This is a genomic window from Arthrobacter sp. BC5, from assembly GCF_056680255.1.
On sequence record NZ_CM155273.1, the window covers coordinates 2726577 to 2751651 of the forward strand.

Annotated in this window: 25 protein-coding genes and 4 tRNA genes; 20 read left to right on the forward strand and 9 right to left on the reverse strand. The window is 70.7% G+C overall.

What is annotated here, in order from left to right:
- Positions 1 to 70 precede the first annotated feature (70 nt).
- Positions 71 to 1339, forward strand: a complete 1269-nt coding sequence (locus tag AC1MFI_RS12740) for an alpha/beta hydrolase family protein (protein ID WP_479817327.1) — start codon at positions 71 to 73, stop codon at positions 1337 to 1339.
- On the opposite strand, the gene AC1MFI_RS12745 is transcribed toward AC1MFI_RS12740, so the two are convergent.
- Together AC1MFI_RS12745 and AC1MFI_RS12750 are read right to left on the reverse strand one after the other, a co-directional pair.
- Positions 1323 to 1763 carry a SufE family protein gene (locus AC1MFI_RS12745; RefSeq protein WP_479817329.1) on the reverse strand — a complete coding sequence of 147 codons (441 nt, stop codon included), beginning with the start codon at positions 1761 to 1763 and terminating at the stop codon, positions 1323 to 1325. The two genes, AC1MFI_RS12740 and AC1MFI_RS12745, sit on opposite strands and share 17 nt — an antisense overlap.
- Entirely contained in the window at positions 1760 to 2677 is a 918-nt protein-coding gene (locus AC1MFI_RS12750) for a sulfurtransferase (RefSeq protein ID WP_479817331.1), read from the reverse strand. Before AC1MFI_RS12750 ends, AC1MFI_RS12745 begins: the two co-directional genes overlap by 4 nt.
- Before the next feature lie 302 nt (positions 2678 to 2979).
- On the opposite strand from AC1MFI_RS12750, the gene zapE reads away from it, so the two are divergent.
- Positions 2980 to 4011 carry a cell division protein ZapE gene (zapE, locus tag AC1MFI_RS12755; protein ID WP_479817333.1) on the forward strand — a complete coding sequence of 344 codons (1032 nt, stop codon included), beginning with the start codon at positions 2980 to 2982 and terminating at the stop codon, positions 4009 to 4011.
- A 118-nt stretch (positions 4012 to 4129) separates the two neighbouring features.
- Here zapE and AC1MFI_RS12760 read toward each other — a convergent pair whose 3' ends face one another.
- The 5 genes from AC1MFI_RS12760 to AC1MFI_RS12780 all read right to left on the reverse strand — a co-directional run bounded on the left by AC1MFI_RS12760 (position 4130) and on the right by AC1MFI_RS12780 (position 4943).
- A complete protein-coding gene (locus AC1MFI_RS12760; protein WP_400483644.1) occupies positions 4130 to 4381 on the reverse strand; it encodes an antitoxin in 252 nt (83 codons plus the stop codon).
- 164 nt (positions 4382 to 4545) lie between these two features.
- Positions 4546 to 4619, reverse strand: a tRNA-Gly gene (locus AC1MFI_RS12765).
- Positions 4620 to 4648: 29 nt separating this feature from the next.
- Positions 4649 to 4720: transfer RNA gene (locus AC1MFI_RS12770), tRNA-Val, on the reverse strand.
- Between the two features lie 26 nt (positions 4721 to 4746).
- Positions 4747 to 4817: transfer RNA gene (locus tag AC1MFI_RS12775), tRNA-Cys, on the reverse strand.
- Between the two features lie 52 nt (positions 4818 to 4869).
- Positions 4870 to 4943: transfer RNA gene (locus tag AC1MFI_RS12780), tRNA-Gly, on the reverse strand.
- 195 nt (positions 4944 to 5138) lie between these two features.
- On the opposite strand from AC1MFI_RS12780, the gene AC1MFI_RS12785 reads away from it, so the two are divergent.
- From AC1MFI_RS12785 to rpe, 5 genes are all read left to right on the forward strand, one after another.
- A complete protein-coding gene (locus AC1MFI_RS12785) occupies positions 5139 to 6014 on the forward strand; it encodes a cytochrome (RefSeq protein WP_479817336.1) in 876 nt (291 codons plus the stop codon).
- 163 nt (positions 6015 to 6177) lie between these two features.
- Positions 6178 to 6789 (forward strand): peptide deformylase, encoded by a 612-nt coding sequence (def, locus tag AC1MFI_RS12790; RefSeq protein WP_479817338.1) that lies wholly within the window; start codon positions 6178 to 6180, stop codon positions 6787 to 6789.
- The gene (locus AC1MFI_RS12795; protein WP_479817340.1) at positions 6786 to 7742 is read left to right on the forward strand and encodes a methionyl-tRNA formyltransferase; all 957 of its coding nucleotides are present in this window, start codon (positions 6786 to 6788) and stop codon (positions 7740 to 7742) included. The genes def and AC1MFI_RS12795 overlap by 4 nt, the downstream gene beginning before the upstream one ends.
- Positions 7739 to 9289: an RsmB/NOP family class I SAM-dependent RNA methyltransferase gene (locus AC1MFI_RS12800; protein ID WP_479817342.1), complete on the forward strand. Its 1551-nt coding sequence runs from the start codon at positions 7739 to 7741 to the stop codon at positions 9287 to 9289. Before AC1MFI_RS12795 ends, AC1MFI_RS12800 begins: the two co-directional genes overlap by 4 nt.
- Before the next feature lie 34 nt (positions 9290 to 9323).
- Positions 9324 to 9995 (forward strand): ribulose-phosphate 3-epimerase, encoded by a 672-nt coding sequence (gene rpe, locus AC1MFI_RS12805; protein WP_479817344.1) that lies wholly within the window; start codon positions 9324 to 9326, stop codon positions 9993 to 9995.
- On the opposite strand, the gene AC1MFI_RS12810 is transcribed toward rpe, so the two are convergent.
- Complete coding sequence (locus tag AC1MFI_RS12810) at positions 9992 to 10663, reverse strand: acVLRF1 family peptidyl-tRNA hydrolase (protein WP_479817346.1); 672 nt, start codon at positions 10661 to 10663, stop codon at positions 9992 to 9994. The two genes, rpe and AC1MFI_RS12810, sit on opposite strands and share 4 nt — an antisense overlap.
- A 96-nt stretch (positions 10664 to 10759) precedes the next feature.
- Here AC1MFI_RS12810 and AC1MFI_RS12815 point away from each other — a divergent pair, with 96 nt between their 5' ends.
- The 13 genes from AC1MFI_RS12815 (at position 10760) to nusB (ending at position 23609) form a co-directional block, all read left to right on the forward strand.
- Entirely contained in the window at positions 10760 to 12238 is a 1479-nt protein-coding gene (locus tag AC1MFI_RS12815; RefSeq protein WP_479817348.1) for a replication-associated recombination protein A, read from the forward strand.
- Positions 12239 to 12522: 284 nt separating this feature from the next.
- A complete protein-coding gene (gene rpsD, locus AC1MFI_RS12820) occupies positions 12523 to 13149 on the forward strand; it encodes a 30S ribosomal protein S4 (RefSeq protein WP_104181758.1) in 627 nt (208 codons plus the stop codon).
- A 157-nt stretch (positions 13150 to 13306) separates the two neighbouring features.
- Entirely contained in the window at positions 13307 to 13681 is a 375-nt protein-coding gene (locus tag AC1MFI_RS12825; protein ID WP_400483636.1) for a DUF948 domain-containing protein, read from the forward strand.
- A gap of 23 nt (positions 13682 to 13704) precedes the next feature.
- On the forward strand, positions 13705 to 13962 hold the full coding sequence (locus AC1MFI_RS12830; RefSeq protein WP_479817351.1) for a DUF6167 family protein: 258 nt from the start codon (positions 13705 to 13707) through the stop codon (positions 13960 to 13962).
- A 177-nt stretch (positions 13963 to 14139) separates the two neighbouring features.
- Complete coding sequence (alaS, locus tag AC1MFI_RS12835; protein ID WP_479817352.1) at positions 14140 to 16818, forward strand: alanine--tRNA ligase; 2679 nt, start codon at positions 14140 to 14142, stop codon at positions 16816 to 16818.
- Between the two features lie 6 nt (positions 16819 to 16824).
- A complete protein-coding gene (ruvX, locus tag AC1MFI_RS12840; protein WP_479817354.1) occupies positions 16825 to 17442 on the forward strand; it encodes a Holliday junction resolvase RuvX in 618 nt (205 codons plus the stop codon).
- Entirely contained in the window at positions 17439 to 18659 is a 1221-nt protein-coding gene (gene mltG, locus AC1MFI_RS12845; RefSeq protein WP_479817356.1) for an endolytic transglycosylase MltG, read from the forward strand. Before ruvX ends, mltG begins: the two co-directional genes overlap by 4 nt.
- Positions 18660 to 19544: a shikimate dehydrogenase gene (locus tag AC1MFI_RS12850; RefSeq protein WP_479817358.1), complete on the forward strand. Its 885-nt coding sequence runs from the start codon at positions 18660 to 18662 to the stop codon at positions 19542 to 19544.
- 32 nt (positions 19545 to 19576) lie between these two features.
- Positions 19577 to 20785 carry a chorismate synthase gene (aroC, locus tag AC1MFI_RS12855; RefSeq protein WP_479817360.1) on the forward strand — a complete coding sequence of 403 codons (1209 nt, stop codon included), beginning with the start codon at positions 19577 to 19579 and terminating at the stop codon, positions 20783 to 20785.
- Positions 20785 to 21375 carry a shikimate kinase gene (locus AC1MFI_RS12860; RefSeq protein WP_479817362.1) on the forward strand — a complete coding sequence of 197 codons (591 nt, stop codon included), beginning with the start codon at positions 20785 to 20787 and terminating at the stop codon, positions 21373 to 21375. The genes aroC and AC1MFI_RS12860 overlap by 1 nt, the downstream gene beginning before the upstream one ends.
- Positions 21365 to 22459: a 3-dehydroquinate synthase gene (gene aroB, locus AC1MFI_RS12865; protein WP_479817364.1), complete on the forward strand. Its 1095-nt coding sequence runs from the start codon at positions 21365 to 21367 to the stop codon at positions 22457 to 22459. The genes AC1MFI_RS12860 and aroB overlap by 11 nt, the downstream gene beginning before the upstream one ends.
- A gap of 179 nt (positions 22460 to 22638) precedes the next feature.
- Complete coding sequence (gene efp, locus AC1MFI_RS12870; protein ID WP_104050627.1) at positions 22639 to 23202, forward strand: elongation factor P; 564 nt, start codon at positions 22639 to 22641, stop codon at positions 23200 to 23202.
- Positions 23199 to 23609: a transcription antitermination factor NusB gene (gene nusB, locus AC1MFI_RS12875; protein ID WP_479817367.1), complete on the forward strand. Its 411-nt coding sequence runs from the start codon at positions 23199 to 23201 to the stop codon at positions 23607 to 23609. Before efp ends, nusB begins: the two co-directional genes overlap by 4 nt.
- Before the next feature lie 114 nt (positions 23610 to 23723).
- Here the strand turns inward: nusB and AC1MFI_RS12880 are convergent, their stop codons facing one another.
- Positions 23724 to 25022 (reverse strand): PrsW family intramembrane metalloprotease, encoded by a 1299-nt coding sequence (locus AC1MFI_RS12880; RefSeq protein WP_479817369.1) that lies wholly within the window; start codon positions 25020 to 25022, stop codon positions 23724 to 23726.
- Positions 25023 to 25075 lie beyond the last annotated feature (53 nt).

Sequence of the window (25075 nt, forward strand, 5' to 3'; positions counted from 1 at the left end):
CACCCGAACGCACCCCGCCGGACGGCGCGCTGGATCGACGGAGCCTGACGGGCAGGGTAGAAATGGAACCATGGCATCGACGAGCCCAACGGCCGCAGCGCAGCCCATCACCGCTCCCTGGCTCAAGTGGACCGCGCTCGGGGTGGGGGCAGGTGCTGCCCTCGCGTCCTCCGCAGCCGGAGCAGTCTCGGGGCTCGCCGTGTACTTCGCCCGCCAGGTGGTGACTCCAGCCCGGAACCGGGACGAGAACCTCGACATCCTGGCCGTGGTCGGCTCCGAAAACCATCAGACCGTGATCCTCCCGGCCAACGACGACACGACGATCGAGGGTACCTACAGCCTCCACTTCGACGGCGGACGGGGCCATGCCCGGATCGGAGCCGTACGCTCCTACGTCCCCCGGGAGGGCACCGTGGAACGTGAGGTCGAGAAGGTCTACGCCGGGGACCTGGCGTCGGCGACGCGCGGCTGGTGGGGTGGCGCGGTCTACCCGTCGCCGTCGGCCATGGGGTTCGCGGAGGTGGAGGTGCTCATCCCCGTCGAGGGCGGCGCGGCTCCGGCCTGGCTCGTGCGCGCGGAGGCTCCCGCGCGCACCTGGGCGATCATGGTGCACGGCCGCGGGGCGACGCGGGCGGAGGCACTGCGCGCGCTGGGGCCGGCCCGTCGCCTCGGCCTCACGAGCCTCGTCCTCTCCTACCGGAACGACGGCGAGGCCCCCTCGGCGCCGGACGGCCGCTACGGGCTCGGCATGACCGAATGGCACGACGTCGACGCCGCGATCGACTTCGCCGTCTCACACGGCGCCCGCGACGTCGTGCTCTTCGGGTGGTCCATGGGAGGCGCCATCGTGCTGCAGACCGCTGACCTCTCCCGCCATCGGCAGCGCATCGCCGCACTGGTCCTGGACGGGCCGGTGATCAACTGGATCGAGGTCCTCGCACACCATGCCGCCCTGAACCGGATCCCTGCTCCCGTGGGGAGGCTCGGGCAGTACCTGCTGGCCAGCCAGCGCGGGCGGAGGATCACCGGCCTGGCAGCACCCCTGGACCTCAAGAGCATGGATTGGATCGCCCGCGCCGAGCAACTGACCCTGCCGACGCTCGTCCTGCACAGCGAGGACGACGAATTCGTCCCCATCGGGCCGTCGGCCGAACTCGCCGAGAAGAACCCGTCCTTCGTGACGCTCGAGCGGTTCCACCGCGCACGCCACACGAAGGAATGGAACGTCGATCCCGAGCGGTGGGAGGCCGTCGTCGAGCGGTGGCTCGACGGTCACCTCAACGGCCGGACGCTTCCCGGCGGGAAAGCGCCCGAGCCGGCAGCTACCGTGCTTCCCTGATCTTCCGCTTGATCCGTCCCAGCATGGCGGCCATGCCGCGCATGCGCAGGGGTGTGATGGCCCGGGTGAGGCCGAGGCGGTCCGGGACGTCGTCCGGCACGGCGAGGACCTCGGCGGCGGGCAGGCCGTCGAGCCCCTCGAGCAGCACACCCGCGAAGCCGCGCGTCGTCGGGGCCTCGGGCGGCGCCGAGAAGAAGAGGTGCACGGGCCGCTCGGGCTCGTCGCCGATCTCCATGGTCAGGAAGAGCGGGCTCTGGCATTCGACCACCTGCTCCAGCAGTTCGGGATGGTCGGTGTACCGCTCCGGCAGGTCCGGCAGTTCGCGGGAGAAGTCGAGCAGCAGTTGGAGCCGGTCCGGTTCGGTCAGGTCCTGGAAGTCGTCGATGATCTCGGCGAGTTTCCTGGGGATCGCCTCGCTCGTCATCGGGCTGCCCGTGCCGATCCCGCGGGGACGTCGCCGGGCTCCGTGCCGCGGACGATCGGCACACGGACGGCGTTGCCCCACTCGGTCCAGGAGCCGTCGTAGTTGCGCACGTTCCCGAAGCCGAGCAGGTGGGTGAGGACGAACCAGGTGTGGCTCGACCGCTCGCCGATCCGGCAGTAGGCCACCACGTCGTCGCCGTCCCGCAGGCCCGCCTCGTCCCGGTAGATGGCATCGAGTTCGGCACGCGTGCGGAAGGTGCCGTCCTCGGCCGCCGCCCGCGCCCAGGGCACGGACTTCGCGGTGGGGATGTGGCCGCCACGCAGGGCGCCCTCCTCCGGGTAGGCGGGCATGGTGGTGCGGGCGCCCGTGTACTCGTCGCCCGACCGCACGTCGATGAGGGGCTTGCCGAGGTGCTCCAGGACGTCGCCGAGGTAGGCGCGGATGCGGGTGTCGTCACGCTCGACGACCGGGTAGTCACCGGTGGCGACATCCGGCTTGTCCGTCGTCATGGCCCTGCCCTCGGCGACCCACTTGTCCCGGCCGCCGTCGAGCAGGCGCACGTCCTCGTGGCCGAACAGCGTGAAGACCCAGAGCGCATAGGCGGCCCACCAGTTGCTCTTGTCACCGTAGATGACCACCGTGGAGTCGCGGGAGATCCCCTTGGCCGCCATCAGGCGGGCGAAACCCTCGCCGTCGATGTAGTCACGGGTGACCTCGTCGTTCAGTTCCGTGTGCCAGTCGATCTTGACGGCGCCCGGCACGTGGCCGGTCTCGTACAGCAGGACGTCCTCGTCCGACTCCACGACGACGAGGCCCTCGGCGCCGAGGTTGTCGGCGAGCCACCCGGTGGAGACGAGCCGTTCGGGGTGGGCGTACTCGGCGAACTTGTCCTGCGTGTCTGCTGCCAGGGTCATGGGGGCCTTTCGCATAGCTGTCCTCGCGGTCCCGCGTGCTGCGCTTCCGTCTTTCCTCCTAGCCTAACCACGCGGTGCGGCAATTGCTTCCGGTGCTACGGCGTGCGGCGGACGGGTGCCGGCACCGTCGGCGAGGGGGCCGGCGCGGATCCTCGCGGACCGGCCGGCCCACCGGTCAAGAGCGGGATGGCGGGCGCGCGACGGCGCCGCGAGCGGGCTGCCTGCCGTAGGCTTGCGTAGCGGAACGGACGCCTGCGGGGCCGTTGCCGTCACCCCCTCCGGAGAGAAAGCGGTCCAGATCCGTGCCAGCCATCGAGCACCTGACAGAGCGGTCCCCCAAGGTCTCCGTCGATGATCTGCTGGGCGGGTTCTACCCATCGCCCCGCTTCGGCGAGGTGTCCTTCGACACCTACCGCCCGGATCCCCAGCAGCCGTCGCAGTCTGCGGCAGTGGCCACGCTCCGCGACTTCGCTTCCGCCGTCAACGAGCCCGGACCCTCCGGACTCCGCAGGCTGTTCGGCGGGAAGAAGGCCCCGACCCGGGCGGGCATCTACCTCGACGGCGGGTTCGGCGTGGGCAAGACCCACCTCCTCGCGTCGCTCTGGCATGCGTCGACCGGGCAGAAGGCCTTCGGGACCTTCGTCGAGTACACGAACCTGGTGGGGGCGTTGAGCTTCCGCAAGACGGTCGACGCCCTGAGCGGCTACAGCCTCGTCTGCATCGACGAGTTCGAACTCGACGATCCGGGGGACACCGTCCTGATGTCCCGCCTCATGCGCGAACTCGCCGACGCCGGGGTCAAGCTCGCGGCGACCTCCAACACCCTCCCGGGATCGCTCGGCGACGGACGTTTCGCCGCGGAGGATTTCCAGCGGGAGATCCAGGTCCTCTCGGACCAGTTCGAGGTGGCCCGGATCGACGGCGAGGACTATCGCCACCGCGGGCTGCCGCAGGCCCCGGAGGCCATCGACGACGCCGCACTGCGGGAGCGGATCGCCTCCTACTCCGGGGGCATCCTGGCCGAGGACGACTTCGCAAGCCTGGTGGGGCACCTGGCGGACGTCCACCCCAGCCGCTACCGCCAGCTCCTCGACGGTATCGATGCGGTGGCCTGGCACAACGTGGAGACCATCACGGAGCAGGCCGTGGCGCTGCGCTTCGTGGTCCTGGCGGACCGGCTCTACGACCGGGATGTGCCGATCATGGCGAGCGGCACCACCTTCGACAAGCTCTTCACCGAGGAGATGATGGGTGGCGGGTACATGAAGAAGTACTACCGGGCCGTATCCCGCCTGACGGCACTCGCCCGGCAGGGGAGCGACGTCACCCGATAGCCGTCGATCGGAGCCCTTCTCCCCGGGTCCCGGGCGCCCTCCTCCCCGGAGCCGGGACGCAAGAAGCGCCGGTGCCGCCTCTCGGCGGGACCGGCGCTCCTTATTGCCAGGCTGGGGATCACACGGCCGGCGGAGGGGTAGGGCCTACGTCGCCCTTGCCGTCCTTCTTGTCGATCCTGTCCACCATCTCCGAAGCCTTCGTCCGCACTCCGTCGATGTGGTGCGAGTACTTGCCATGGGTCCTGCTGTCGACGAAGCCGCCAGCCTTCCCGATGCCGTTCTTCACCTTGTCGGAATTATCGCCAATGAGTTCGGTCGCCTTACCCGCGAGGGTGCCGGCCTTGCCCTTGAGCCCGTCCAATAAACCCACGGACACCTCCTTTCGGTCGTGGAAACGCAGTACCGTTTCCGCTCCGTCAATCATAGGACAGGAAGATGGGGAAGTCCTGGGAGGAGCCACGGAGGGGGCGGGCCGGGGCAGAAAAAATGCCCGGTCCTCGCCAGGACCGGGCAACGGCCGACAACCGGCCTGAGAGCGGACGACGGGATTCGAACCCGCGACATCCACCTTGGCAAGGTGGTGCTCTAGCCAGCTGAGCTACGTCCGCAAAAAAGCGCCCCCGAGGGGGCGCTTCAGTGGGCGATACTGGGATCGAACCAGTGACCTCTTCCGTGTCAGGGAAGCGCGCTACCGCTGCGCCAATCGCCCATTTTCATGGTGCTCGTACCGTAGTGAGGTGGGGACGGGATTCGAACCCGCGTATACGGCTTTGCAGGCCGCTGCCTCGCCTCTCGGCCACCCCACCGTGACCGGATTCCTCCGGTCACCGGACTGATCCGGCCATACAGTGACTTGCGAGCGGACGACGGGATTCGAACCCGCGACATCCACCTTGGCAAGGTGGTGCTCTAGCCAGCTGAGCTACGTCCGCAGATGAAAAGGACCAGAAATTCCCGCTCGATACCGTGTATTTCGCGGTGTTTCTTCGTTTTCCAACGAGAGAAAACTCTATAGGACGTTTCGGGGTTCGTCCAATCGGACGGGGCCGGTCCGGTCCCGGGAGCCCTGCGTCCGGCGCCGTGCCACGGATGACAGGGCTGTCAGAGGCAGCTGGGAGACTGGATCCATGACCGCCCCGCTCCTGGCACATGCAACCCCCCACGGCCGGATGTACGCCCGCTCCACGTCGGAGCAGCCGTCCGTCCCGTCGATCACCACCGTCATCTCGCAGCTGCCCACCTCCCTCGGTGGCTGGTTCGGCCACATGGCGGCCAGCGCGCTGTCGCGCGACCCCCGGTTGCCGGGCGCGCTCGGCAATCCGGCGGAACTGCGGACGGCGGTCCGGGACGCCTCCGGCGCGGCCGAACGGTACCGCGATGATGCGGCACTGCGGGGAACCCGCGTGCACCATTACTGCGAACAGGTGGCGCTGCGTGCCCTCGGCCGGCCCGAGGAACTCGACGCGGCCCGGCTGGCCCTCGAGGAGAACGGGGAGAGTGGTTTCGCCCAGCGGTTCGACGAATGGTGGGAACTGTACGACGTGCGGCCCGTGGAGCCCGAGATCACGGTATGGAACGCCGCCCTCGGCTACGCGGGCACCCTGGATCTCGTCGCCACCATCGGCGGCCGCACCTGCCTCATCGACTACAAGACCAAGAACACCGATCGGGACGGCTTCGTGAAGGCGCTCGACGACAAGGTGGTCATGCAGCTCGTGGCAGGGATGAAGGCGGAGGAATCCCTCGTGGACCCGCACAAGGGTGAATGGCGCCCGTGGGCGCACCCCGAGCAGCCCCTGCTGCTCGGGGTCGCCGTGGGCCAGACGGAGGTGCGCGCGATGAGGGCGAATCCCTCGGTGCTGAAGAACCACTGGCTCCGCTTCTGCGCCCTGCGTCGCGCCTGGGAGGCCGGGCTCGATGCCGAAGAGGCCGGCCGTGCGCTCCTTCCGATCGGACCGCCGCCCAGCAAGGCGGCCGTGCCGGAGACCGCCCTCCCCGCCTGAGACCCTTCAGGCAGGGAACCGGAAAGGACCCGGGGGGCTCGCCCGGCGCGACCGGCACTAGGATTGATGCGTGCCTCGCGGCAGCACGGCCGCGGGGACCGACCAGTCTTCCCATGCCGCGCCCTGCGCGCACTCCGCGACCGAAGCGAGGAACAGAGCACCGATGGCCGTCCTGAGTATCCGCATGATCGGGGACCCGATCCTCCGCACGCCCGCAGCGGAGGTCACCGTCTTCGGACCGGACCTGGCCCGGCTTGTCGAGGACATGACCGAGACCATGATCGATGTGCAGGGAGCAGGGCTCGCCGCCCCTCAGGTGGGAATCGGCCTGCAGGTCTTCACGTATCGGGTGGATGGCGTCGAAGGGCACGTGGTGAATCCCGTGCTCGAACTCGCCGGCGGATCCCAGGGGGAGTCCGACGTCGAGGGCTGTCTGTCCGTCCCCGGTCTCGGCAGCTACGTCGACAGGACCGAATGGGCCCGCGTCACCGGCCAGGACGTGTCCGGCAAGGACATCGTGGTCGAGGGGACCGGCATGCTGGCACGAGCCCTGCAGCACGAGACCGACCACCTCCGCGGCACGCTCTACATCGACCGGCTCGAGGGCGAGGACCGCAGGAGCGCCCTGAGGGCCATCCGGAGTGCCGAGTACAACCGCGTCACGTCCCGCACCGCCGCGCAGCGCTCCCAGTCCCTCGGATCGAGCTTCACGCAGGGAGCCGCCCCCTCGAGGGGGAGCGGCGGCACCGGAGCCTTCGGGCAGCGCACCCGATGAGGATCCTCTTCGCGGGGACGCCCGAGGTAGCCGTCCCGTCACTCAGGGCCCTGGTGGACGCCGGGTTCGACGTCGCCGCCGTCCTCACCCGCGTCGACGCGCCCGTGGGACGGAAGAAGATCCTTGCTCCGAGCCCGGTCGCCGCAGCCGCCGACGCCCTCGGGCTCCCGGTCCTGAAGGCGAACCGCTTCACCTCCGAGCTGATCACCCACCTCGGGACCCTCGGCCTCGATGCCGCCGCGATCGTCGCCTACGGCGGGATCGTCCCCCCTGCCGGGCTGGCCGTGCCGGCACACGGCTGGATCAATCTGCACTTCTCCGTGCTCCCCGCCTGGCGGGGCGCGGCTCCCGTGCAGCACGCGGTGCTCGCCGGTGATGACGTCACGGGTGCCACGACCTTCCGCCTGGAGGAGGGGCTCGACACGGGACCCGTGTTCGGGGTGATGACCGAGACCCTCGAACCCTCCGCGACGAGCGGCGAGGTGCTCGAGCGACTCTCGCACAGCGGCGCCGTCCTGCTCGTGCAGACGCTGTCGGGGATCGACGCCGGACGGGTCACGGCGACACCCCAGACCGGGGAGCCGAGCCTCGCGCCGAAACTCGCGATCGATGACGCCCGGGTCGAGTGGACGCAGCCGGCCGTGGCCGTGCGGCGCCGCGTCAACGCGGTCACTCCCGAACCCGGCGCATGGACCACCCTCGACGGGCAGCGCGTGAAGCTCGGCCCCGTCACCCCCGTCAGCCCCGGCGAGAGCGGGGAGGCGGCCGCGGAGGCACCGGCCCACCCCCGACTCGAGCCGGGCGAACTGCGGGTCCTCGGGCGGGAAGTGCTCGTGGGAACGGGCACCGATGCCGTGGTCCTGGGGACCCTCCAGCCTGCGGGCAAGAAGATGATGAGCGCCCTCGACTGGGCACGGGGCGCGGCGACGCGCGGAGAGCTGGTGTTCGAGTGAGCGATATCGGAGGAGCGAACAGGGGATCCGGGCCGAAGGGGTCCGGAGGCAGCGGCAGGGGACAGGGGGGCGGCCCCCGCCGCCGCAACGAGCAGGGCCGTGAGCGCAACCGCGGTGGGGAACGACAGTTCTCCCAGGCCGCGCCCTCCCAGCGCTCACGCCGCGCCGACCCCGCGCGCCTCGTCGCGTTCGAGGTGCTGCGCGCGGTCCAGGCCGAGGACGCGTACGCGAACCTCGTCCTGCCGGCGAGCATCCGCAAGCACCGGCTCGACCGCCGCGATGCCGGCTTCGCCACCGAACTCACCTATGGCGCGCTGCGCGGCCAGGGGACGTACGACGCCGTGCTGGCCCGCTGCGTGGACCGGCCGCTCGAGCAGCTGGATCCGGCCGTGCTGGACGCCCTGCGGATCGGCGTCCACCAGCTCCTCGCGATGCGCGTCCCCGCCCACGCGGCGCTCGACCAGACCGTCGGGCTCGTGCGCGCCGTGATCGGCGCGGGGCCGTCGTCGCTCGTGAACGCCGTGCTGCGGAAGGTGACAGCGCATGACCTGGAGGGCTGGACCAGCGAGCTCGTGGACGGCCTGACGGACGCGACCGCGATCGCCGCCCTGACGCACAGCCACCCGGAATGGATCGTGCGCGCCCTGCGGCAGGCCCTCGTGGCCCACGGCCGCGACGTTGCCGAGATCGACGCACTGCTGGCGGCGGACAACGCGGCGCCCGTGGTGCACCTCGTGGCCCTGCCGGGGCTCGCATCGCTCGACGACGCGATCGCCGAAGGTGCCGAGCCGGGCCGCCTCGCCCCCGGATCGGCCTACTACTCGGGCGGGGACGTCAGCCGCCTGCCAGGAATCTCGATAGGCACCATCCGGGTGCAGGACTCCGGGTCCCAGCTCGTCGCCCGTGCGCTGGCCGCCATCGACCTCGGCGCCGGGAGGACGGGCGGTCCCGAGCAGTGGCTCGATCTCTGCGCGGGTCCCGGCGGGAAGACGGCCCTGCTCGCAGCACTCGGACAGGATTCGGGAGTCCACCTGACGGCGAACGAGCCGGTGCCGCATCGCGCCCGGTTGGTGCAGCAGGCGCTGCGGCCCCTGCCCGAGGATTCCTGGACCGTGCGGGTCGGCGACGGACGCGACCTCGGGCGGGAACAGCCGGACACGTACGACCGCGTGCTGGTGGACGCGCCGTGCACTGGCCTGGGTGCCCTGCGGCGCCGTCCCGAGTCGCGGTGGCGCCGCAAGCCGGCGGACCTCGTATCCCTCGCGCCGCTCCAGCGGGAGCTCCTCGCCTCTGCCCTCGACGCCGTCGCACCGGGCGGTGTCGTGGCCTACGCCACCTGCTCCCCGCACCATGCGGAGACGGACGCCGTCGTCGACGACTGCCTCCGAAAGCGGTCCGGGTTCGAGCGGCTGGACGCGGGCGCGGCGCTGGACGCGGTGAGCATCGGGGGAGCACTGGGCGCGGGCCACGGCACGAGCGCGCAGCTCTGGCCCCATGTCCACGGCACGGACGCGATGTACCTCGCGCTCATCAGGAAGAATCCGTGAGGCACACCCGGCCCGCGGGACGAAAGGAACGGTCGTGACGCATCTCCGTATCAACCCGAGCATCCTCTCTGCGGACTTCGCCAACCTGGAGGCCGAGCTGCAGCGCATCGCATCGGCCGACGCGGTGCACGTGGACGTCATGGACAACCATTTCGTGCCGAACCTCACCCTCGGCCTGCCGGTGGTCAGGCGGATCCAGCAGGTCAGTCCGCTGCCGCTCGACGTGCACCTCATGATCGAGGACGCCGACCGCTGGGCGCCGCAGTACGCCGAGGCCGGAGCGGCGTCCGTGACCTTCCACGCGGAGGCGGCGGCAGCCCCGGTCAAGCTGGCCCGCGAGCTGCGCGGCGCCGGAGCCAGGGCCGGCATGGCGCTGCGACCGGCAACACCGGTGGAGCCTTACCTGGACATGCTCGGTGAGCTCGACATGCTGCTCGTGATGACCGTCGAGCCGGGGTTCGGCGGCCAGTCCTTCCTGGACCTCACCCTGCCGAAGATCCGCCGGTCCGCGGAGGCCATCCGCGGTGCGGGCCTTCCGCTGGTCATCCAGGTCGACGGCGGCATCTCGGAGGAGACGATCCTCCGCGCGGCCGAGGCCGGCGCCACGGTCTTCGTCGCGGGGTCCTCGGTCTACGGCGCGGACGACGCCGCGTCCGCCATAGCGGCCCTGCGCTCGGCGGCCTCCCGGCCCGACGTGACCGCCTAGGCGGCTGCAGGCGGGTCGGTCACGGTGATGCGGACGGACAGTGCCGACCGAGCCGCGTCCTTCAGGACGGCGAACCGCGGATCCGGCACGGTCAGGAAGGGCACCTGCGGAAGGTCCGCGAAGGGCGCGAGGATGGGTTCCCCGAGCGCCGCTGCCGCCAGGGCCCTGTCACCGCCGAGCTGCAGGCACGACGGCGTGTCCGCTGCGTAGAGAGCGGCGGCGCGGATCGCGGTCTCCTCGACGAGGGCGTCGGCCTGGTTGGCGCGCCGACGCGCGAAACGCTGCTGCGACCAGCCTCCGGCCGCCGTCCTGCCCTGGACGTAGCGCGTGCCCGTCTTCGACGACAGGACCACACCCTCCCGGGCGACTCCTACCGAGTAGCCGCCCCGGCGGAGCAGCAGAAGTCCCACGGGGACCGAGAGATCGATACCCGACAGCAGGGCCGCAGCCAGCTCGCCCGGACCCGGGACCGGGATCGCCGGCGCACGGGCCGCCCGCAGCGGTGGGGTCAGGACGGCGCTGCAGCCGTTCGCGGCGACGATCCTCAGGGAGCCGTCGATGGGCTCCGGGGCAGGCTGCACCTCGAAGGGGCCGTTGCGCTCGCCGAAGCGCCCGAGCCAGCCCTCGAGCCGCTGCGCCTCGACGAGGACCGACCGGCTCGGGGACATGGGTTCCTTCTCGTCGTCAGCGGGGGAGGATCGGGTACGGGGGACGGGGCCTCCGCGGTGCCTTCCTCGTCAGTGGCCCACAGTAACGTTGACACCGTGAATGATCTATTCAGTGCGGCGGCGGACGACGACGAGGCCGATGCGATCGCCGACGGCGGTTCCCGCGCACCGGGCGCGGTGAGGCCGCGCAGCCCCCTCGCCGTCCGCATGCGCCCGCGCTCCCTCGACGAGGTGGTCGGGCAGCAGCACCTGCTCGGTCGTGGCTCGCCCCTGAGGACCCTGGCCGGCGAGCACGATCCCGGGGCGCACGCCGCGCCGTCGTCCGTGATCCTGTGGGGTCCGCCGGGAACCGGCAAGACGACGCTCGCACACGTGATCGCGCGCGGCCGGGGGCGGAAGTTCGTCGAACTCTCCGCCATCACGGCGGGGGTCAAGGACGTGCGGCGCGTCATGGACGAGGCGCTGACCTCGCGCGACCTGTACCGGCAGACCACCGTGCTGTTCCTCGACGAGATCCACCGGTTCAACAAGGCCCAGCAGGATGCCCTCCTGCCGGGAGTGGAGAACGGCTGGGTCGTGCTGATCGCCGCGACCACGGAGAACCCGTCCTTCTCGGTGGTGTCGCCACTGCTCTCCCGCTCGCTCCTGCAGACCCTTCGCCCGCTCGACGAAGCGGACGTCCGCGGCCTGCTCCAGCGGGCCGTCGACGACGACCGCGGACTCGCCGGAAGCGTGGAGGTCTCCGAGGAGGCGCTCGAGCACCTCGTCCGCCTGGCGGCAGGAGACGCCCGGCGCGGGCTCACAGCGCTGGAAGCGGCTGCCGGCGTCGCCCGGTCCGAGCTGGGCACGCAGGCACCCGCGCATCGGCCGGGCCGTCCGGACGGCGGGGAGACGGGCGGAAGCGAGGACGAGGACGACGAGGGGCAGGATACGTTGCCCGTGCTGGTGACGCTCGAGCACGCGGAGAAGGCGGTCGACGTCGCGGCCCTGCGCTACGACCGTGCCGGTGACCAGCACTACGACGTCGCGAGCGCCTTCATCAAGTCGCTCCGCGGATCCGACGTCGACGCGGCGCTGCACTATGTGGCACGCATGCTGGAGGCCGGCGAGGACCCGAGGTTCATTGCGCGGCGGCTCATGATCTCCGCGTCCGAGGATGTCGGCATGGCCGATCCGACGGCCCTGCAGACCGCCGTCGCCGCTGCGCAGGCCGTGCAGCTCGTCGGCATGCCCGAGGCGCGCATCATCCTCGCGGAGGCCGTGGTGCACATCGCAACGGCGCCGAAATCGAACGCGGCCTACAACGGCATCAATGCCGCGATCGCGGACGTGCGGGCGGGGCGCGGCCAGGGGATTCCGGCGCACCTGCGGGATGCGCACTACCCGGGGGCGTCGCAGCTCGGACACGGGAAGGGGTACGTCTACTCGCACGACGAGCCCCACGGGATCGCGCTGCAGCAGTACGCCCCCGACGACCTCGTGGGGCGCGACTACTACGAGCCGACGGACAGGGGTGCCGAGCGGGACATCGGCTCGCGCCTGGCCCGCCTGCGCCGTATCATCCGCGGGAAGTAGCGCCGCCGGGTAGGGCGGGCCCCGGTGCGGCCCACGATTCGGCGGCCACCGGCCTGACTGCTAGCATTGAACGCTGACTGGCAAGTCGCCGTGTACCAGCCATTCCCCTTGTGTAGCAGCAGGTTCCTGCTGTCCCGCGGGGTGACGGCCAGGGTCGCGGCGGACTGTAGTACCGGGAAGCGGCCAATCCCGGCTCTCCGCAAGTGGAGGCCAGCGACACCAGGAAGTGCGGACGCCTTGACGGCGCGAGTCCGTTTCTTCGCCGCAAAAATCGAAAGGTAGACGTGGCTAACAACACACGTGCCCGCCGGAAGGTGCGCATCTCGCGTGCCCTCGGCATCGCCCTGACCCCCAAGGCAGAGAAGTACCTCGAGCGTCGGCCGTACGCGCCGGGCCAGCACGGTCGTGCGCGTCGCAAGCAGGACAGCGACTACGCCGTACGCCTGCGCGAAAAGCAGCGCCTGCGCGCCCAGTACAACATCCGCGAAGCACAGATGGCCCGTGTCTTCGAGGAAGCCCGCCGCACCGCAGGCCTGACCGGTGAGAACCTGATCGAGCTGCTCGAGATGCGCCTCGACGCCCTCGTGCTCCGTGCCGGGTTCGCCCGCACCAGCGCTCAGGCCCGTCAGCTCATCGTGCACCGCCACATCATGGTCGACGGCGCCCGCGTGGACCGCCCATCGTTCCGCGTGGCCGAAGGCCAGCTCATCCACGTCCACAGCCGCAGCGAGACCATGGTCCCGCTGCAGGTTGCCGCCGCTGGTGCGCACCGCGACGTCCTCCCCGCCGTCCCCGGCTACCTGGACGTCCAGCTCGACAAGCTCCAGGCGCGCCTCGTGCGTCGCCCGAAGCGCTCCGAGGTCCCCGTGACCTGCGAAGAGCAGCTCGTCGTCGAGTACTACGCACGCTAGTCGCCCCTGGCCGACGCCACGCGTCGGCGACGAGCGAGACGTGCAGACCGAGAGCCCGCGGCACCCGCCGCGGGCTCTTCGTTCTGTAAGGTACTAAGAGCAAGAATTCCCATGCCCGCCCCGGAGGCGGTGCCCCCTGTGTAGAAGGAGACCGCCCATGTCAGGTGGAGATATTGCGGGCCTGATAGCTGCTGGCGTGTTCGCCGTCCTGGTGCTGCTGCTGGCCGTGCCGATCTGGAAGCTCGGGAGGGTGTTCGACGAACTGCGCAGGGCCATCCGCACCGTGACCGAAGAGACGACGCCGCTGATCGAGGAGGTCACGAGCACCGTGAGCACCACGCACCAGCAGCTGAAGACGGTGGACGGTATCACCTCGAACGTCTCGGACGCATCGGCCAACATCTCTGCGCTGTCGTCGCTGGTCGCCGCCACCATCGGTTCTCCGCTCATCAAGGTGTCGGCATTCTCCTACGGCGTCCGCTCGGCCCTCGCCGGCCGGAAGACCCCGGCGCGCCGTCGTCGCAGCCGCTAGCCCCCAACGAACCGGAGAGAACGATGATCAGAAGAGCCTTCTGGCTGGCAGCCGGCATCACGATCGGCGTCGTCGCCGTGCGCAAGGTCTCCCAGGCCAGGTCCGCCCTGGGCCCGGAGGGCCTCAACCGCGCGGTCGGGCAGGTCAGTGACAGCATCGCCGATTTCGCCGATGCCCTGCGTTCCGCCATGAGTGAGCGCGAGGACGACCTGCGAGCCGCCCTGGGCGTCCAGGCCGCGGCCGAGGACGAGGGCTCCGCGCCCCGCCGGGCATTGCGCTAGTCCTCGGCACCGCCGCCGCCCGCCGGGCCGACCGGCTCCGCGGCGCACGGCGTCGTCCGGCCGGGCGGGCCGTGCCGGGTCCGCACCGAACGGCACCGCTCCCGCCCGGGCCACGCCCCGTCCGACGCCGCGCTCCGTTCCGCCGCGTCCCGACCACCCACTGAAGGATCCCCCCCCATGAAGTCCCACGAGATCGCCACCCGCTGGCTCAGCTACTTCGAGAAGAACGGGCACACGGTCGTGCCCTCGGCGTCGCTGATTTCCTCCGACCCGTCGCTCCTGTTCACCGTTGCCGGGATGGTCCCGTTCATCCCCTACCTGACGGCGCGCGAAGTGGCCCCCTACGCCCGGGCCACGAGCGTGCAGAAGTGCATCCGCACCGGTGACATCGAGGAAGTCGGCAAGACCGCCCGCCACGGCACGTTCTTCCAGATGTGCGGGAACTTCTCCTTCGGCGACTACTTCAAGGCGGACGCCATCCGTCTCGCCTGGCAGCTGCTGACCAGCGATGTGGCGGACGGCGGCTTCGGCCTGCCGGCCGAGAAGCTGTGGATCACGGTCTACCACGAGGACGAGGAAGCGCTGGAGATCTGGCGCGACAGCATCGGCGTGCCTGCCGACCGGATCCAGAGGATGGGCAAGAAGGACAACTACTGGTCCACGGGACAGCCCGGCCCTGCGGGTCCCTGCTCCGAGATCTTCTACGACCGCGGACCCGAGTACGGGGTCGACGGCGGCCCGGAGGCGGACGACGACCGGTACGTGGAGATCTGGAACCTCGTCTTCATGCAGTACCAGCGCGGCGAGGGCACGGGGAAGGACGACTTCGAGATCCTCGGTGAACTCCCGAAGAAGAACATCGACACGGGCCTCGGCCTCGAGCGCCTCGCGATGATCCTGCAGGGCGTCGAGAACATGTACGAGACCGACCAGGTGCGTCCCGTGCTCGACCGCGCCGCTGCGCTCAGCGGGAAGACCTACACGAGCGCGGAGTCGCCGGCCGACCCGCACCACACGGACGACGTCCGCATGCGCGTGGTGGCCGACCACATCCGCTCCTCGCTCATGCTCATCGCCGACGGCGTGACCCCCTCCAACGAGGGCCGCGGGTACGTGCTGCGCCGCCTGATCCGCCGGGCGGTGCGCGCCATGCGGCTCCTCGGCGTCGAGAAGGCATGCCTCCCCGAGCTCCTCCCCGCATCCCGGGACGCGATGAAGGGCGTGTACCCGGAGGTCGAGAAGGACTTCGAGCGCATCAGCCGCATCGCCTACGCGGAGGAGAAGGCGTTCCTGCGCACCATCGCCTCGGGGACGGCCCGGCTCGAGGAAGCGGTCCGCGAATCCCTGGCGGAGGAGCGCCCGCTCTCCGGACAGGACGCCTTCACGCTGCACGACACGTACGGCTTCCCCATCGACCTGACGCTCGAGATGGCGGAGGAGGCCGGTCTGGCCGTCGACGCCGACGGCTTCCGCTCGCTCATGCTGGAGCAGCGCCGGCGGGCCCAGGCGGACGCCCGCGGGAAGAAGGCCGGCCACGCGGACCTCTCGGTCTTCAACGAGCTGCTCGGACGCGGCCGGACGGTCTTCACGGGCTATGACGAGCTCACCTCCGAAGCGACGATCGTCGGCCTGCTCGACAAGGGCCAGTCGATCGCCAGCGCCCTGCAGGGCGAGGAGATCGAACTCGTCCTGGACCGGACCCCGTTCTACGCAGAGGCGGGCGGTCAGGCCGCCGACGTCGGACTCATCACGGGGAACGGCTTCGTCGTCGAGGTCCTCGACGTCCAGCAGCCCCTCAAGGGGCTCAGCATCCACCGTGCCATCGTGCGCGAGGGGGAGGTGGCGCAGGGTGCCACGGTCACCGCGGCCGTCGACCGCCAGCGCCGGCACGCGGGGGAGCAGGCCCACTCGGGAACGCATATCATCCACGCCGCCCTGCACGAGATCCTGGGCCCCGAGGCTCTGCAGCGCGGCTCCTTCAACAAGGCCGGCTACCTGCGTTTCGACTTCTCCTGGGGTGAGGGCATCAGCCCCGCGGCCCGCTCGGAGATCGAGGAGGTCTCGAACATCGCGATCCGCAACAACTACGAGGTCGAGACGAAGATCATGTCCCTCGCGGACGCCAAGGCGCTCGGCGCCACGGCCCTCTTCGGTGAGGCGTACGGCGACACCGTCCGCGTGGTCGAGATGAACGCGGACTTCTCCCGTGAGCTGTGCGGAGGCACGCACGTCGCGTCGACGTCCCTCATCGGCAGCCTGACGCTGCTCGGCGAGCAGTCCGTGGGCTCGGGCAACCGGCGCGTGGAGGCACTCGTCGGTCTCGACGCCTTCCGCCACCTCGCCGCGGAGCGCGCCCTCGTCTCCGAGCTCTCCGACATGCTGAAGGTGCCCTCGGCGCAGCTGCCGGAACGTCTCTCGGTGACGCTGAACAAGCTCAAGGCCGCCGAGAAGGAACTCGACAGACTCCGGAAGGAGCAGCTCGCCGCCGCCGCCGGTTCCCTCGTGGACACCGTCGTGGACGTCGACGGCGTGCGGCTCATCGCGCACGACGCCGGGCAGATCGGCGGGGCCGATGAACTGCGCACGCTCGTCCTGGACCTGCGCGGCCGGCTCGGATCCGACGCCGCGGTCGTCGCAGCGGCCGGCGTGGCCCAGGACCGCCCGCTCGTGCTCGTCGCGACGAACGAGGCTGCCCGGAGTGCCGGGATCAAGGCCGGTGCGCTCGTGCGGGCCGCGGCCAAGGTCCTCGGCGGCGGCGGCGGCGGCAAGGACGATGTCGCCCAGGGCGGCGGGTCGGACGCCTCGCGTATCCCCGAGGCGCTGGCCGCCATCCGTACCGCGGTCGCGGAACGCTGACCGGGGATGGCAGGGGTCGGTCCGGGAACCGCTGACGGGAGTGCGGGCGCGGCCGCCTACCCCCACGGACCGAAGCTCGGCGTCGACGTCGGGCAGGTCCGGGTGGGCCTGGCCGGGTGCGACCGCGACGGCCTGATCGCCACACCCATCCGGACGCTCAAGCGGGACGCCCGCAGGAACGGCGACGTGCGGATCCTCGTCCGGGAGGCCCTGGAGCGCGGCGCGGTGCAGATCGTGGTCGGGCTGCCCCGGAACCTCAGCGGGCGGGAGGGGGCGTCCGCTGAGATGGCACGGGACTACGCAGCGCTGATCGTCGACGAACTCCTGCGCCAGTCACAGCGGGTGCCGGTACACCTGGTCGATGAGCGCCTGAGCACCGTCTCGGCGCACCGTTCGCTCCATGCGGCTGGTCTCAGCAGCCGTGAGCATCGTAAGGTAGTGGATCAGGTGGCTGCCGTCGAAATACTCCAGCATGCCATCGATATGCAACGTTCACGTGGACGGGACGTGGGGGATCCGGTTCCTGTGCGTGAGGCAGAGGGCGCTCAGGGCCCGCTGCTCACCCCTACAGAGGAGCCAGTTATCAAGGACAGTTCGCCCAGCAGGAGGAATACGGAGCCGTGAACAATCGCACCCGCCCTTTTCCCGCGTCCCATGAGTCCGACGACGCGCACTTCGAGGACGACGGCTACGCGCACCCCGAGCCGGTCGAGGAGTTCTTCGCTGCGCAGGAGCGGGCCCCGCGCCGCAACCGGACCGGAAACCCGTCGAAGGCCAGACAGCGCAGGCGCCTGCGGCGCACCGTCATCATGCTCGTCGTCCTCATGCTGTTCGCCGGGACCGTCTACGGTGTCGCGCTCATGCTGCGCGACCTGCTGGGACTGAACGACGTCACCGACTATGCGGGCCCGGGCGGGGACGAGACGATCTTCACCGTGCCCGAGGGGGCCGGTGCCCTGGCCATCGGCAGCGGCCTCGAAGCCGCCGACATCGTCGCGGACTCCGCGACCTTCGTCTCGGCCCTCGCCGCCATCTCCGGCGGACGCGAGGTCCAGCCGGGCGAGTACGAGATGCGTCTCCAGATGCCCTCCGCCGACGCCGCGGAGGCCCTCCTCGGCGAGGATCCCTCGATCGTCTCCTACGCAGCCGTCGCCCGCGACCTCCGCCAGGGCGAGGTCTTCGACATCCTCAGCACCTCCACCGGCATCCCCCGCGCCGAGTTCGACGCCCTGGCCGCCGCGCCCACGCAGTTCGGCCTCCCGCCGCAGGCGCTTTCGCTCGAAGGCTACCTGCACCCGGGGGAGTACCGGTTCGACGTCGAGGCCACCGCCACGGACATCATCGCGGAGATGGTCAAGGCCACGACGGACCGCCTCGCGGAGGACGGCGTGACCGACCCCGCCGAGCAGTACAGGATCCTGACGATCGCGAGCATCGTGCAGGCCGAGGCGCAGCAGGGGGACTACGCCACCGTGGCGGGCGCCATCAACAACAGGCTGGCGCCCGGCAACACCGAGACCGGCGGTTTCATCCAGTCCGATGCCTCCGTCACCTACGGGCTGGGCAAGCGCAGCTACCAGCTCACCGACGAGGAGAAGCAGGACACCTCCAACCCGTACAACACCTACGCGAACCCCGGACTGCCGAAGGGGCCGATCGGCTCTCCCGGCGACGACGCGATCGACGCGACGGTCAACGCGGCGGACGTACCCTTCTACTTCTGGGTGACGGTGGACCTCGACACCGGCGAGACCAAGTTCTCCGAGACCTATGCGGAGCACCTGCGCTACGTCGCCGAGTACGACGCCTGGTGCGCGGGCAACCCCGGACGGTGCGAGTAGGTGGTCCCTGCCGTACCACCGGCGGCACCGGCACTCCGGGCCGCGGTGGTCGGTTCGCCCATCGCGCACTCGAAGTCGCCGCTGCTGCACGCGGCCGCCTACCGACTGCTGGGCGTTGAGTGCGCCTACACGGCGATCGACGTGGACGAGGCGTCGCTGGACACCTTCGTCCAGGAGGTGCGTGCCGTCCCCGGATGGCGCGGGCTGTCCGTGACCATGCCCCTGAAGGCCGCCATGGCGGTCCTCGTCGACAGCGTCACCGAGCCCGCCTCCGTCCTCGGTGTCGTGAACACCGTCGTCGTCGGCGGTGAGGGAAAGGGCCGGGTGCTCACGGGACACAATACGGACGTCGTCGGGGTGGCCCGGGCACTCGCCTCCGCGGGGGTCGGCCGCCCCGAACGCGCGGTCATCCTCGGTGGCGGTGGTACGGCCGCCGCCGCCTTGGCCGGGCTCGCGCTCCTCGGAGGGCAGGCGGTGCAGGTGGCCGTCCGGCGGCCGGAAGCCGCTGCCGACCTCCACCGGATCGGGACCGCCGTCGGGGTCGACGTCGCGGTCATACCCTGGGCGGACGCCGCCGAAGCGGTCCGGGCGGCCGACGTCGTCGTCTCCACCCTCCCGCCCCGCGCGGCGGATGCCCTGGCGGCGGAGCTCTCGTCGCATGCCGGCTTCCGCGCGGACGGAACACTGCTCGATGTGGCGTACGACCCCTGGCCCAGCGCACTCGCGGCGGCCTGGCACCGGGGAGGCGGGACGATCGTGCCCGGACTCGACATGCTGCTGCACCAGGCGGTGGAGCAGGTGCACCTGTTCTTCCCGGACGCGGAGCAGGATCCGGCCGCCGTCTTAAACGTGATGTGTGACGCAGTGGGCGTCCCCCGGCGCTGAAGCCTGCGGTGCTGCATGGCAGTATGGAAACCATGTTGCGTTGGTTGACGGCAGGAGAATCGCACGGCCCCGCCGTGGTCGGGATCATCGAGGGGATGCCTGCGGGAGTCGGCATCACCAGTACCGATATCCAGGAAGCGCTGGCGCGCCGTCGGCTCGGCTACGGGCGCGGAGCCCGCATGAAGTTCGAACAGGACCAGGTCCGCATCATCGGCGGCGTCCGCCACGGCCTCACGCAGGGCGGGCCCGTGGCCATCGAGGTGGCGAACACCGAATGGCCCAAGTGGGAGAAGATCATGTCCGCCGATCCGCTGGATGCCGACGACGCCGCGGAACTCGCGGCATCGGCCCGTAACGCCCCGCTGACGCGGCCGCGTCCCGGCCATGCCGACTTCACCGGCATGCAGAAGTACGGCTTCGGCGAGGCACGTCCGGTCCTGGAACGCGCGAGCGCCCGCGAGACCGCCACCCGCGTGGCCCTCGGCACCGTCGCCGCCCGATTCCTCGAAGGCCTCGGCATCCGGCTCGTCAGCCACACGGTGTCCATCGCCTCCGTCTCCGTCCCGGAGGACGCGCCCCTGCCGACCCCGAGCGACGTCATCGCCCTGGACACCGACCCGCTGCGCTGCTTCCACCGGGACACGTCCGACGCCATGGTCGTCGAGGTCGACGCCGCCCACAAGGAGGGCGAGACGCTCGGCGGCGTCGTCGAGGTGGTCGCCTACGGGCTCCCGCCCGGACTGGGCAGCTACGTCCACTGGGACCGGCGCCTCGATTCCCGCCTCGCGGCAGCCCTCATGGGCATCCAGGCCATCAAGGGGGTCGAGGTGGGCGACGGTTTTGAGACGGCGGCCCGCCGCGGCACCGCGGCCCATGACGAGATCATCCGCAACGACGACGGGAAGATCGTCCGCGCCAGCAACCGTGCCGGCGGCATCGAGGGCGGCATGAGCATCGGTGACACCCTCCGCGTCCGCGCCGCGATGAAGCCCATCGCCACGGTGCCGCGGGCGCTGCGCACCGTGGACGTCAGCACGGGGGCAGCGGCACGGGCCCACCACCAGCGGTCGGACGTCTGCGCCGTCCCGGCAGCCGGAGTGGTGGCCGAGGCGATGACGGCCCTGGTCCTCGCGGAGGCCGTCACCGAGAAGTTCGGCGGCGACTCCCTCGCGGAGACCGCGCGCAACCTGCGCACCTACCTCGAGAGCATCCCGGAGTTCCTGGACTCCGCCGGAGCCTGATGGGACGGCACCGCCCCGTGGTGCTCGTCGGACCGATGGCCGTGGGCAAGTCGGCCGTGGGGCGGTCGCTCGCCCAGCGGACCGGCGCGCGCTTCGTCGACTCCGACCGCGTGGTCGCCGAGCGCCACGGCAGCATCCCGGCCATCTTCGAGCAGCAGGGTGAACCTGCCTTCCGTGCGCTCGAGGCGGAGATCGTGCGGGAGGCCCTCGCCCTGGACGACGTCGTCGTCTCGCTGGGCGGGGGAGCCGTGCTGCACCCCGGGACGCAGGGCCTGCTGAACGGCGCCACCGTCATCTTCCTCGACACCGACATCCAGACCATCCTTCCGCGCATCAGGGGGGACTCCGGGCGGCCGCTGCTTGCCGAACGTCCTGCCGAGCGCTGGCAGGAGCTGTACGACGAACGGCGCCCGCTCTACGCCCGGCTCGCCTCGGTCATCGTGGACACGCGCGGACTCACCGTCCGCGAAGCCACCGACGCCGTGCTGCGTGCCCTGCCTGAACGGGACCAGGACCCCGGCAGGGATGCCGGGCGAGCAGCTGACCAGGAAATTCCACGACGAAAGCGGTACGAATCCCATGGCGACTGACGAAGCGACGATCATCCCGGTGACCGGGAGCGCCTCCGAGAACGGCTACGACGTGGTCGTGGGACGGGGTCTCCTGGGCAGGCTCCCGGAGATCCTCGGCGAGCGGGTACGCCGCGTCCTGGTGATCCACCCGCGGGCGCTCCGCGCCACCGGGGACACCGTGCGCGACGAGCTCGCCGATGCCGGCTTCACCGCCGTCACGGCGGAGATCCCCGACGCCGAGGAGGGCAAGCACATCCAGGTCGCGGCCTTCTGCTGGCAGGTGCTCGGCCAGAACGACTTCACGCGCTCCGACGCGGTCGTCACCGTCGGCGGAGGGGCCGTGACCGACGTCGGCGGATTCGTCGCCGCGACCTGGCTGCGGGGCGTCCGTGTGGTGCATCTGCCCACGAGCCTGCTCGGCATGGTGGACGCGGCCGTGGGCGGCAAGACGGGCATCAACACGGCGGAGGGCAAGAACCTCGTCGGGGCCTTCCATCCGCCTGCCGCCGTGCTGGCCGACCTCGACGCGCTGGCAACCCTCCCCAAGAACGAACTCGTGACGGGGCTGGCGGAAGTGGTCAAGTGCGGTTTCATCGCCGACCCGGCCATCCTGGACCTGATCGACCAGGACACCGCGGCCGCGGCGGACGCGACCTCGCCCGTCCTGCGGGACCTGGTGGAGCGCGCGATCCGCGTGAAGGCGGACATCGTGTCCGAGGACCTCCGGGAGTCCGGCCGGCGCGAATACCTCAACTACGGCCACACGCTGGCGCACGCCATCGAGCTCGCCGAACGGTACTCGTGGCGGCACGGAGCAGCGGTGTCGGTGGGCCTGGTATTCGCCGCGGAGCTCTCACGCATGGTGGGGCGCCTCAGCGACGCCGACGCCGACCGCCACAAGAGCATCCTCGAATCGCTCGGCCTGCCCGTCACCTACCGGCGCGACCGGTGGGCCTCGCTCCTCGACGGCATGCGCCGCGACAAGAAGTCGAGGGGGGACCTCCTCCGGTTCGTCGTGCTCGACGGCGTCGGGCGCCCCGGCATGCTCGAGGTCCCGGACACCTCCCTCCTGTTCGCCGCCTACCAGGAGATCGCCTCCTGACCGGTGCGTCGCAGCCGTGGTCCTCGGACCGTGCCCGGTCGGCCCGCTCCGGGCACAGTCTGGCCGATCGGCCCCCGCGCCGCGCAGGGTAGACTGGTCTCTGGACTTTTGGCGTGCTGCGGCGCGCCCGCTGTGCCTCGGCCGGCCCATCCATCCGCGAAACCGACGAAAGTGAATCTGTGGCGACCACGAACGACATCAAGAACGGCACTGTGCTGAAGCTCGAGGGCAACCTCTGGAACGTCCTCGAATTCCAGCACGTCAAGCCCGGCAAGGGTGGAGCCTTCGTCCGCACCAAGCTTCGCAACATCCTCTCCGGCAAGGTGGTCGACAAGACCTTCAACGCGGGACTGAAGATCGAGACGGCCACCGTGGATCGTCGCGACTACCAGTACCTGTACAAGGACGGCGAGGACTTCGTGTTCATGGACACGACGGACTACGACCAGATCACCGTCCCGGGCAAGACGGTCGGCAACGCCGCGAACTTCATGCTCGAGAGCCAGATGGCGACGATCGCCATGCACGAGGGCTCCCCGCTCTACGTCGAACTCCCCGCATCCGTGACGCTCGAGATCACCTACACGGAGCCGGGGCTCCAGGGCGACCGCTCGACGGGTGGCACGAAGCCCGCGACGGTCGAGACCGGGCACGAGATCCAGGTCCCGCTGTTCCTGGGCACCGGCACCAAGGTCAAGGTCGATACCCGGACGGGCGAGTACCTGGGACGCGTCAACGAGTGAGCGCACGCAGTAAGGCCCGACGCCGGGCCCTGGACATCCTGTTCGAGTCGACGCAGCGCGAGATGCCGGCGCTCGAGGTCATCCGTGCCCGCCGCGAGAAGACGGACATGGTCATCGCCGACTACACGGTGGACATCGTGGAGGGCGTCCTGGAACACCAGGAGCAGATCGACGAGTTCCTGAGTACCTACTCGCAGGGGTGGACGCTCGACCGGATGCCCGCCGTGGACCTCATGATCCTGCGGATCGGCAGCTGGGAGCTGCTGTACAACGACGACGTCCCCGACGGGGTCGCGGTCAGCGAGGCCGTGGAACTCGCCAAGATGCTCTCCACCGACGAGTCGCCGAAGTTCGTCAACGGACTCCTCGGCAGGCTGCAGCAGCTCAAGCCCACACTGCTCGCGTAGTCACACCCCGGAAGCTCCCGCAGGCCGCCACAGGCGGTCGACGGGAGCTTCTGCGTTGCCTGCCGGTGCGCGGGCCGGGCGGCGCCGGGGACCGGCCGCGCCCCCGCGAGCTGCTCAGCGCGTGGCCGATGCCACCTGGAAGATCCGTGCACGGCGCTGCGTCGCCTCCGCCAGGAGCGTGCGCTCCTGGGTGGCGTAATCGGCGTCGCGCCGTCCGCCCAGCATGCGCTGGCGCGTGTAGGCGATGCGGGCCCCGGTGCGGATGAACTCCCGCATGTCCTGCCGCGCCCCGACGGACTGTGCCCACGCCAGTGCCTGGGACCGGCCCGGCCGCGTGGCGAGCATCCGCACCTCCTCGGCGGTGAACCATCCCGCCCGGGCGTAGTCGCCGAGCCGCGCCTCGGTCAGGCGCCGCTCGGAACGGCGGAGCAGGACGACGGCGATGACCGCGGCGATGAACAGCGGGACCTGGACCACGAGGTAGAAGAGGACGAAGTCGTGGAACAGCACGAGGGTGCCGCCGTTCCACAGCATGTGGCCCGCCATGGCCGGGATGAGGCCGAGCACGAAGGCGCCGAGGATGCGCCCGTTGCCGCCGCCGCGGCTCAGCGCGACGCCGAGGACGAAGCCGAGCGCCGCCGTGAACATGACGTGCGCGAAGGGGGAGAACAGGCCCCGCAGGATGAAGACGCTGACCAGCGAACCCGCGGTGCCCGACTCCGCGACGGCCGAACCGAAGTACAGGATGTTCTCGGTGAAGGCGAAGCCCGCCGCGACCGTTCCGGCATAGACGATGCCGTCCACGGGGCCGTCGAAATGGCTCCGGCGCGTGTAGACGAGGATGAGCACGCCGAGACCCTTGGCGAATTCCTCGACCAGCGGCGCCTGCAGCACCGGCCCGATCACCTCGGGCGACGTGGTGCTGAACGCGTTGCCCAGCAGTTCCACCACGTAGGTCCCGAGCAGCAGTGTCACGGCGACGGACGCGCCGGCACCCCAGAGGAACGCGAAGAGGAGGGCGCCGCGGGGCTCGGGATCCCACCGGTCGATCCAGCGCAGCCCGAGCAGGCAGATGCCCAGCGGCACGAGGGCGAGGACCCCGCAGAGGAGAAAGGCGGACGGCCCCAGGGACAGTGAGAGCACGAGCAGGACGCCGGCGACGACGAGGGCCGCGACGATCACGAGGAGGACGTTGAGCACGCCGTGACGTCGCGGAGGAGGCTGGTTCCAGACCGGCTGGACGGGGTGACCTGCGGTGCGGGCGGGCGCCGGACGGTGCTGCCGTACCGTGGTCTCGCCCCACCAGCCCTGGTGCTGCTGCGCCCTGTGGTGCCCCTCGGGGTGGCGGCCGATGCCCCCGGTGTCGTGCCATTGCGGACCGCCCGCGCCTGATCCCTGGTTGTTGATCGCCATGCTGCAACCCTAGGGGCAAGCGGCGCTGTGGTAGTTTTGACCGAGCAACCAGC

Bases quoted from the DNA above. Each gene is read 5' to 3' on its own strand.
- AC1MFI_RS12880 (WP_479817369.1), bottom strand. From the start codon at position 25,022: ATGGCGATCAACAACCAGGGATCAGGCGCGGGCGGTCCGCAATGGCAC.
- aroB (WP_479817364.1), top strand. From the start codon at position 21,365: ATGGCGACTGACGAAGCGACGATCATCCCGGTGACCGGGAGCGCCTCC.
- ruvX (WP_479817354.1), top strand. From the start codon at position 16,825: ATGGCAGGGGTCGGTCCGGGAACCGCTGACGGGAGTGCGGGCGCGGCC.
- AC1MFI_RS12740 (WP_479817327.1), top strand. From the start codon at position 71: ATGGCATCGACGAGCCCAACGGCCGCAGCGCAGCCCATCACCGCTCCC.
- alaS (WP_479817352.1), top strand. From the start codon at position 14,140: ATGAAGTCCCACGAGATCGCCACCCGCTGGCTCAGCTACTTCGAGAAG.
- AC1MFI_RS12860 (WP_479817362.1), top strand. From the start codon at position 20,785: ATGGGACGGCACCGCCCCGTGGTGCTCGTCGGACCGATGGCCGTGGGC.
- AC1MFI_RS12750 (WP_479817331.1), bottom strand. From the start codon at position 2,677: ATGACCCTGGCAGCAGACACGCAGGACAAGTTCGCCGAGTACGCCCAC.
- AC1MFI_RS12795 (WP_479817340.1), top strand. From the start codon at position 6,786: ATGAGGATCCTCTTCGCGGGGACGCCCGAGGTAGCCGTCCCGTCACTC.
- aroC (WP_479817360.1), top strand. From the start codon at position 19,577: ATGTTGCGTTGGTTGACGGCAGGAGAATCGCACGGCCCCGCCGTGGTC.
- AC1MFI_RS12830 (WP_479817351.1), top strand. From the start codon at position 13,705: ATGATCAGAAGAGCCTTCTGGCTGGCAGCCGGCATCACGATCGGCGTC.
- AC1MFI_RS12785 (WP_479817336.1), top strand. From the start codon at position 5,139: ATGACCGCCCCGCTCCTGGCACATGCAACCCCCCACGGCCGGATGTAC.
- def (WP_479817338.1), top strand. From the start codon at position 6,178: ATGGCCGTCCTGAGTATCCGCATGATCGGGGACCCGATCCTCCGCACG.
- AC1MFI_RS12825 (WP_400483636.1), top strand. From the start codon at position 13,307: ATGTCAGGTGGAGATATTGCGGGCCTGATAGCTGCTGGCGTGTTCGCC.
- AC1MFI_RS12810 (WP_479817346.1), bottom strand. From the start codon at position 10,663: ATGTCCCCGAGCCGGTCGGTCCTCGTCGAGGCGCAGCGGCTCGAGGGC.
- AC1MFI_RS12745 (WP_479817329.1), bottom strand. From the start codon at position 1,763: ATGACGAGCGAGGCGATCCCCAGGAAACTCGCCGAGATCATCGACGAC.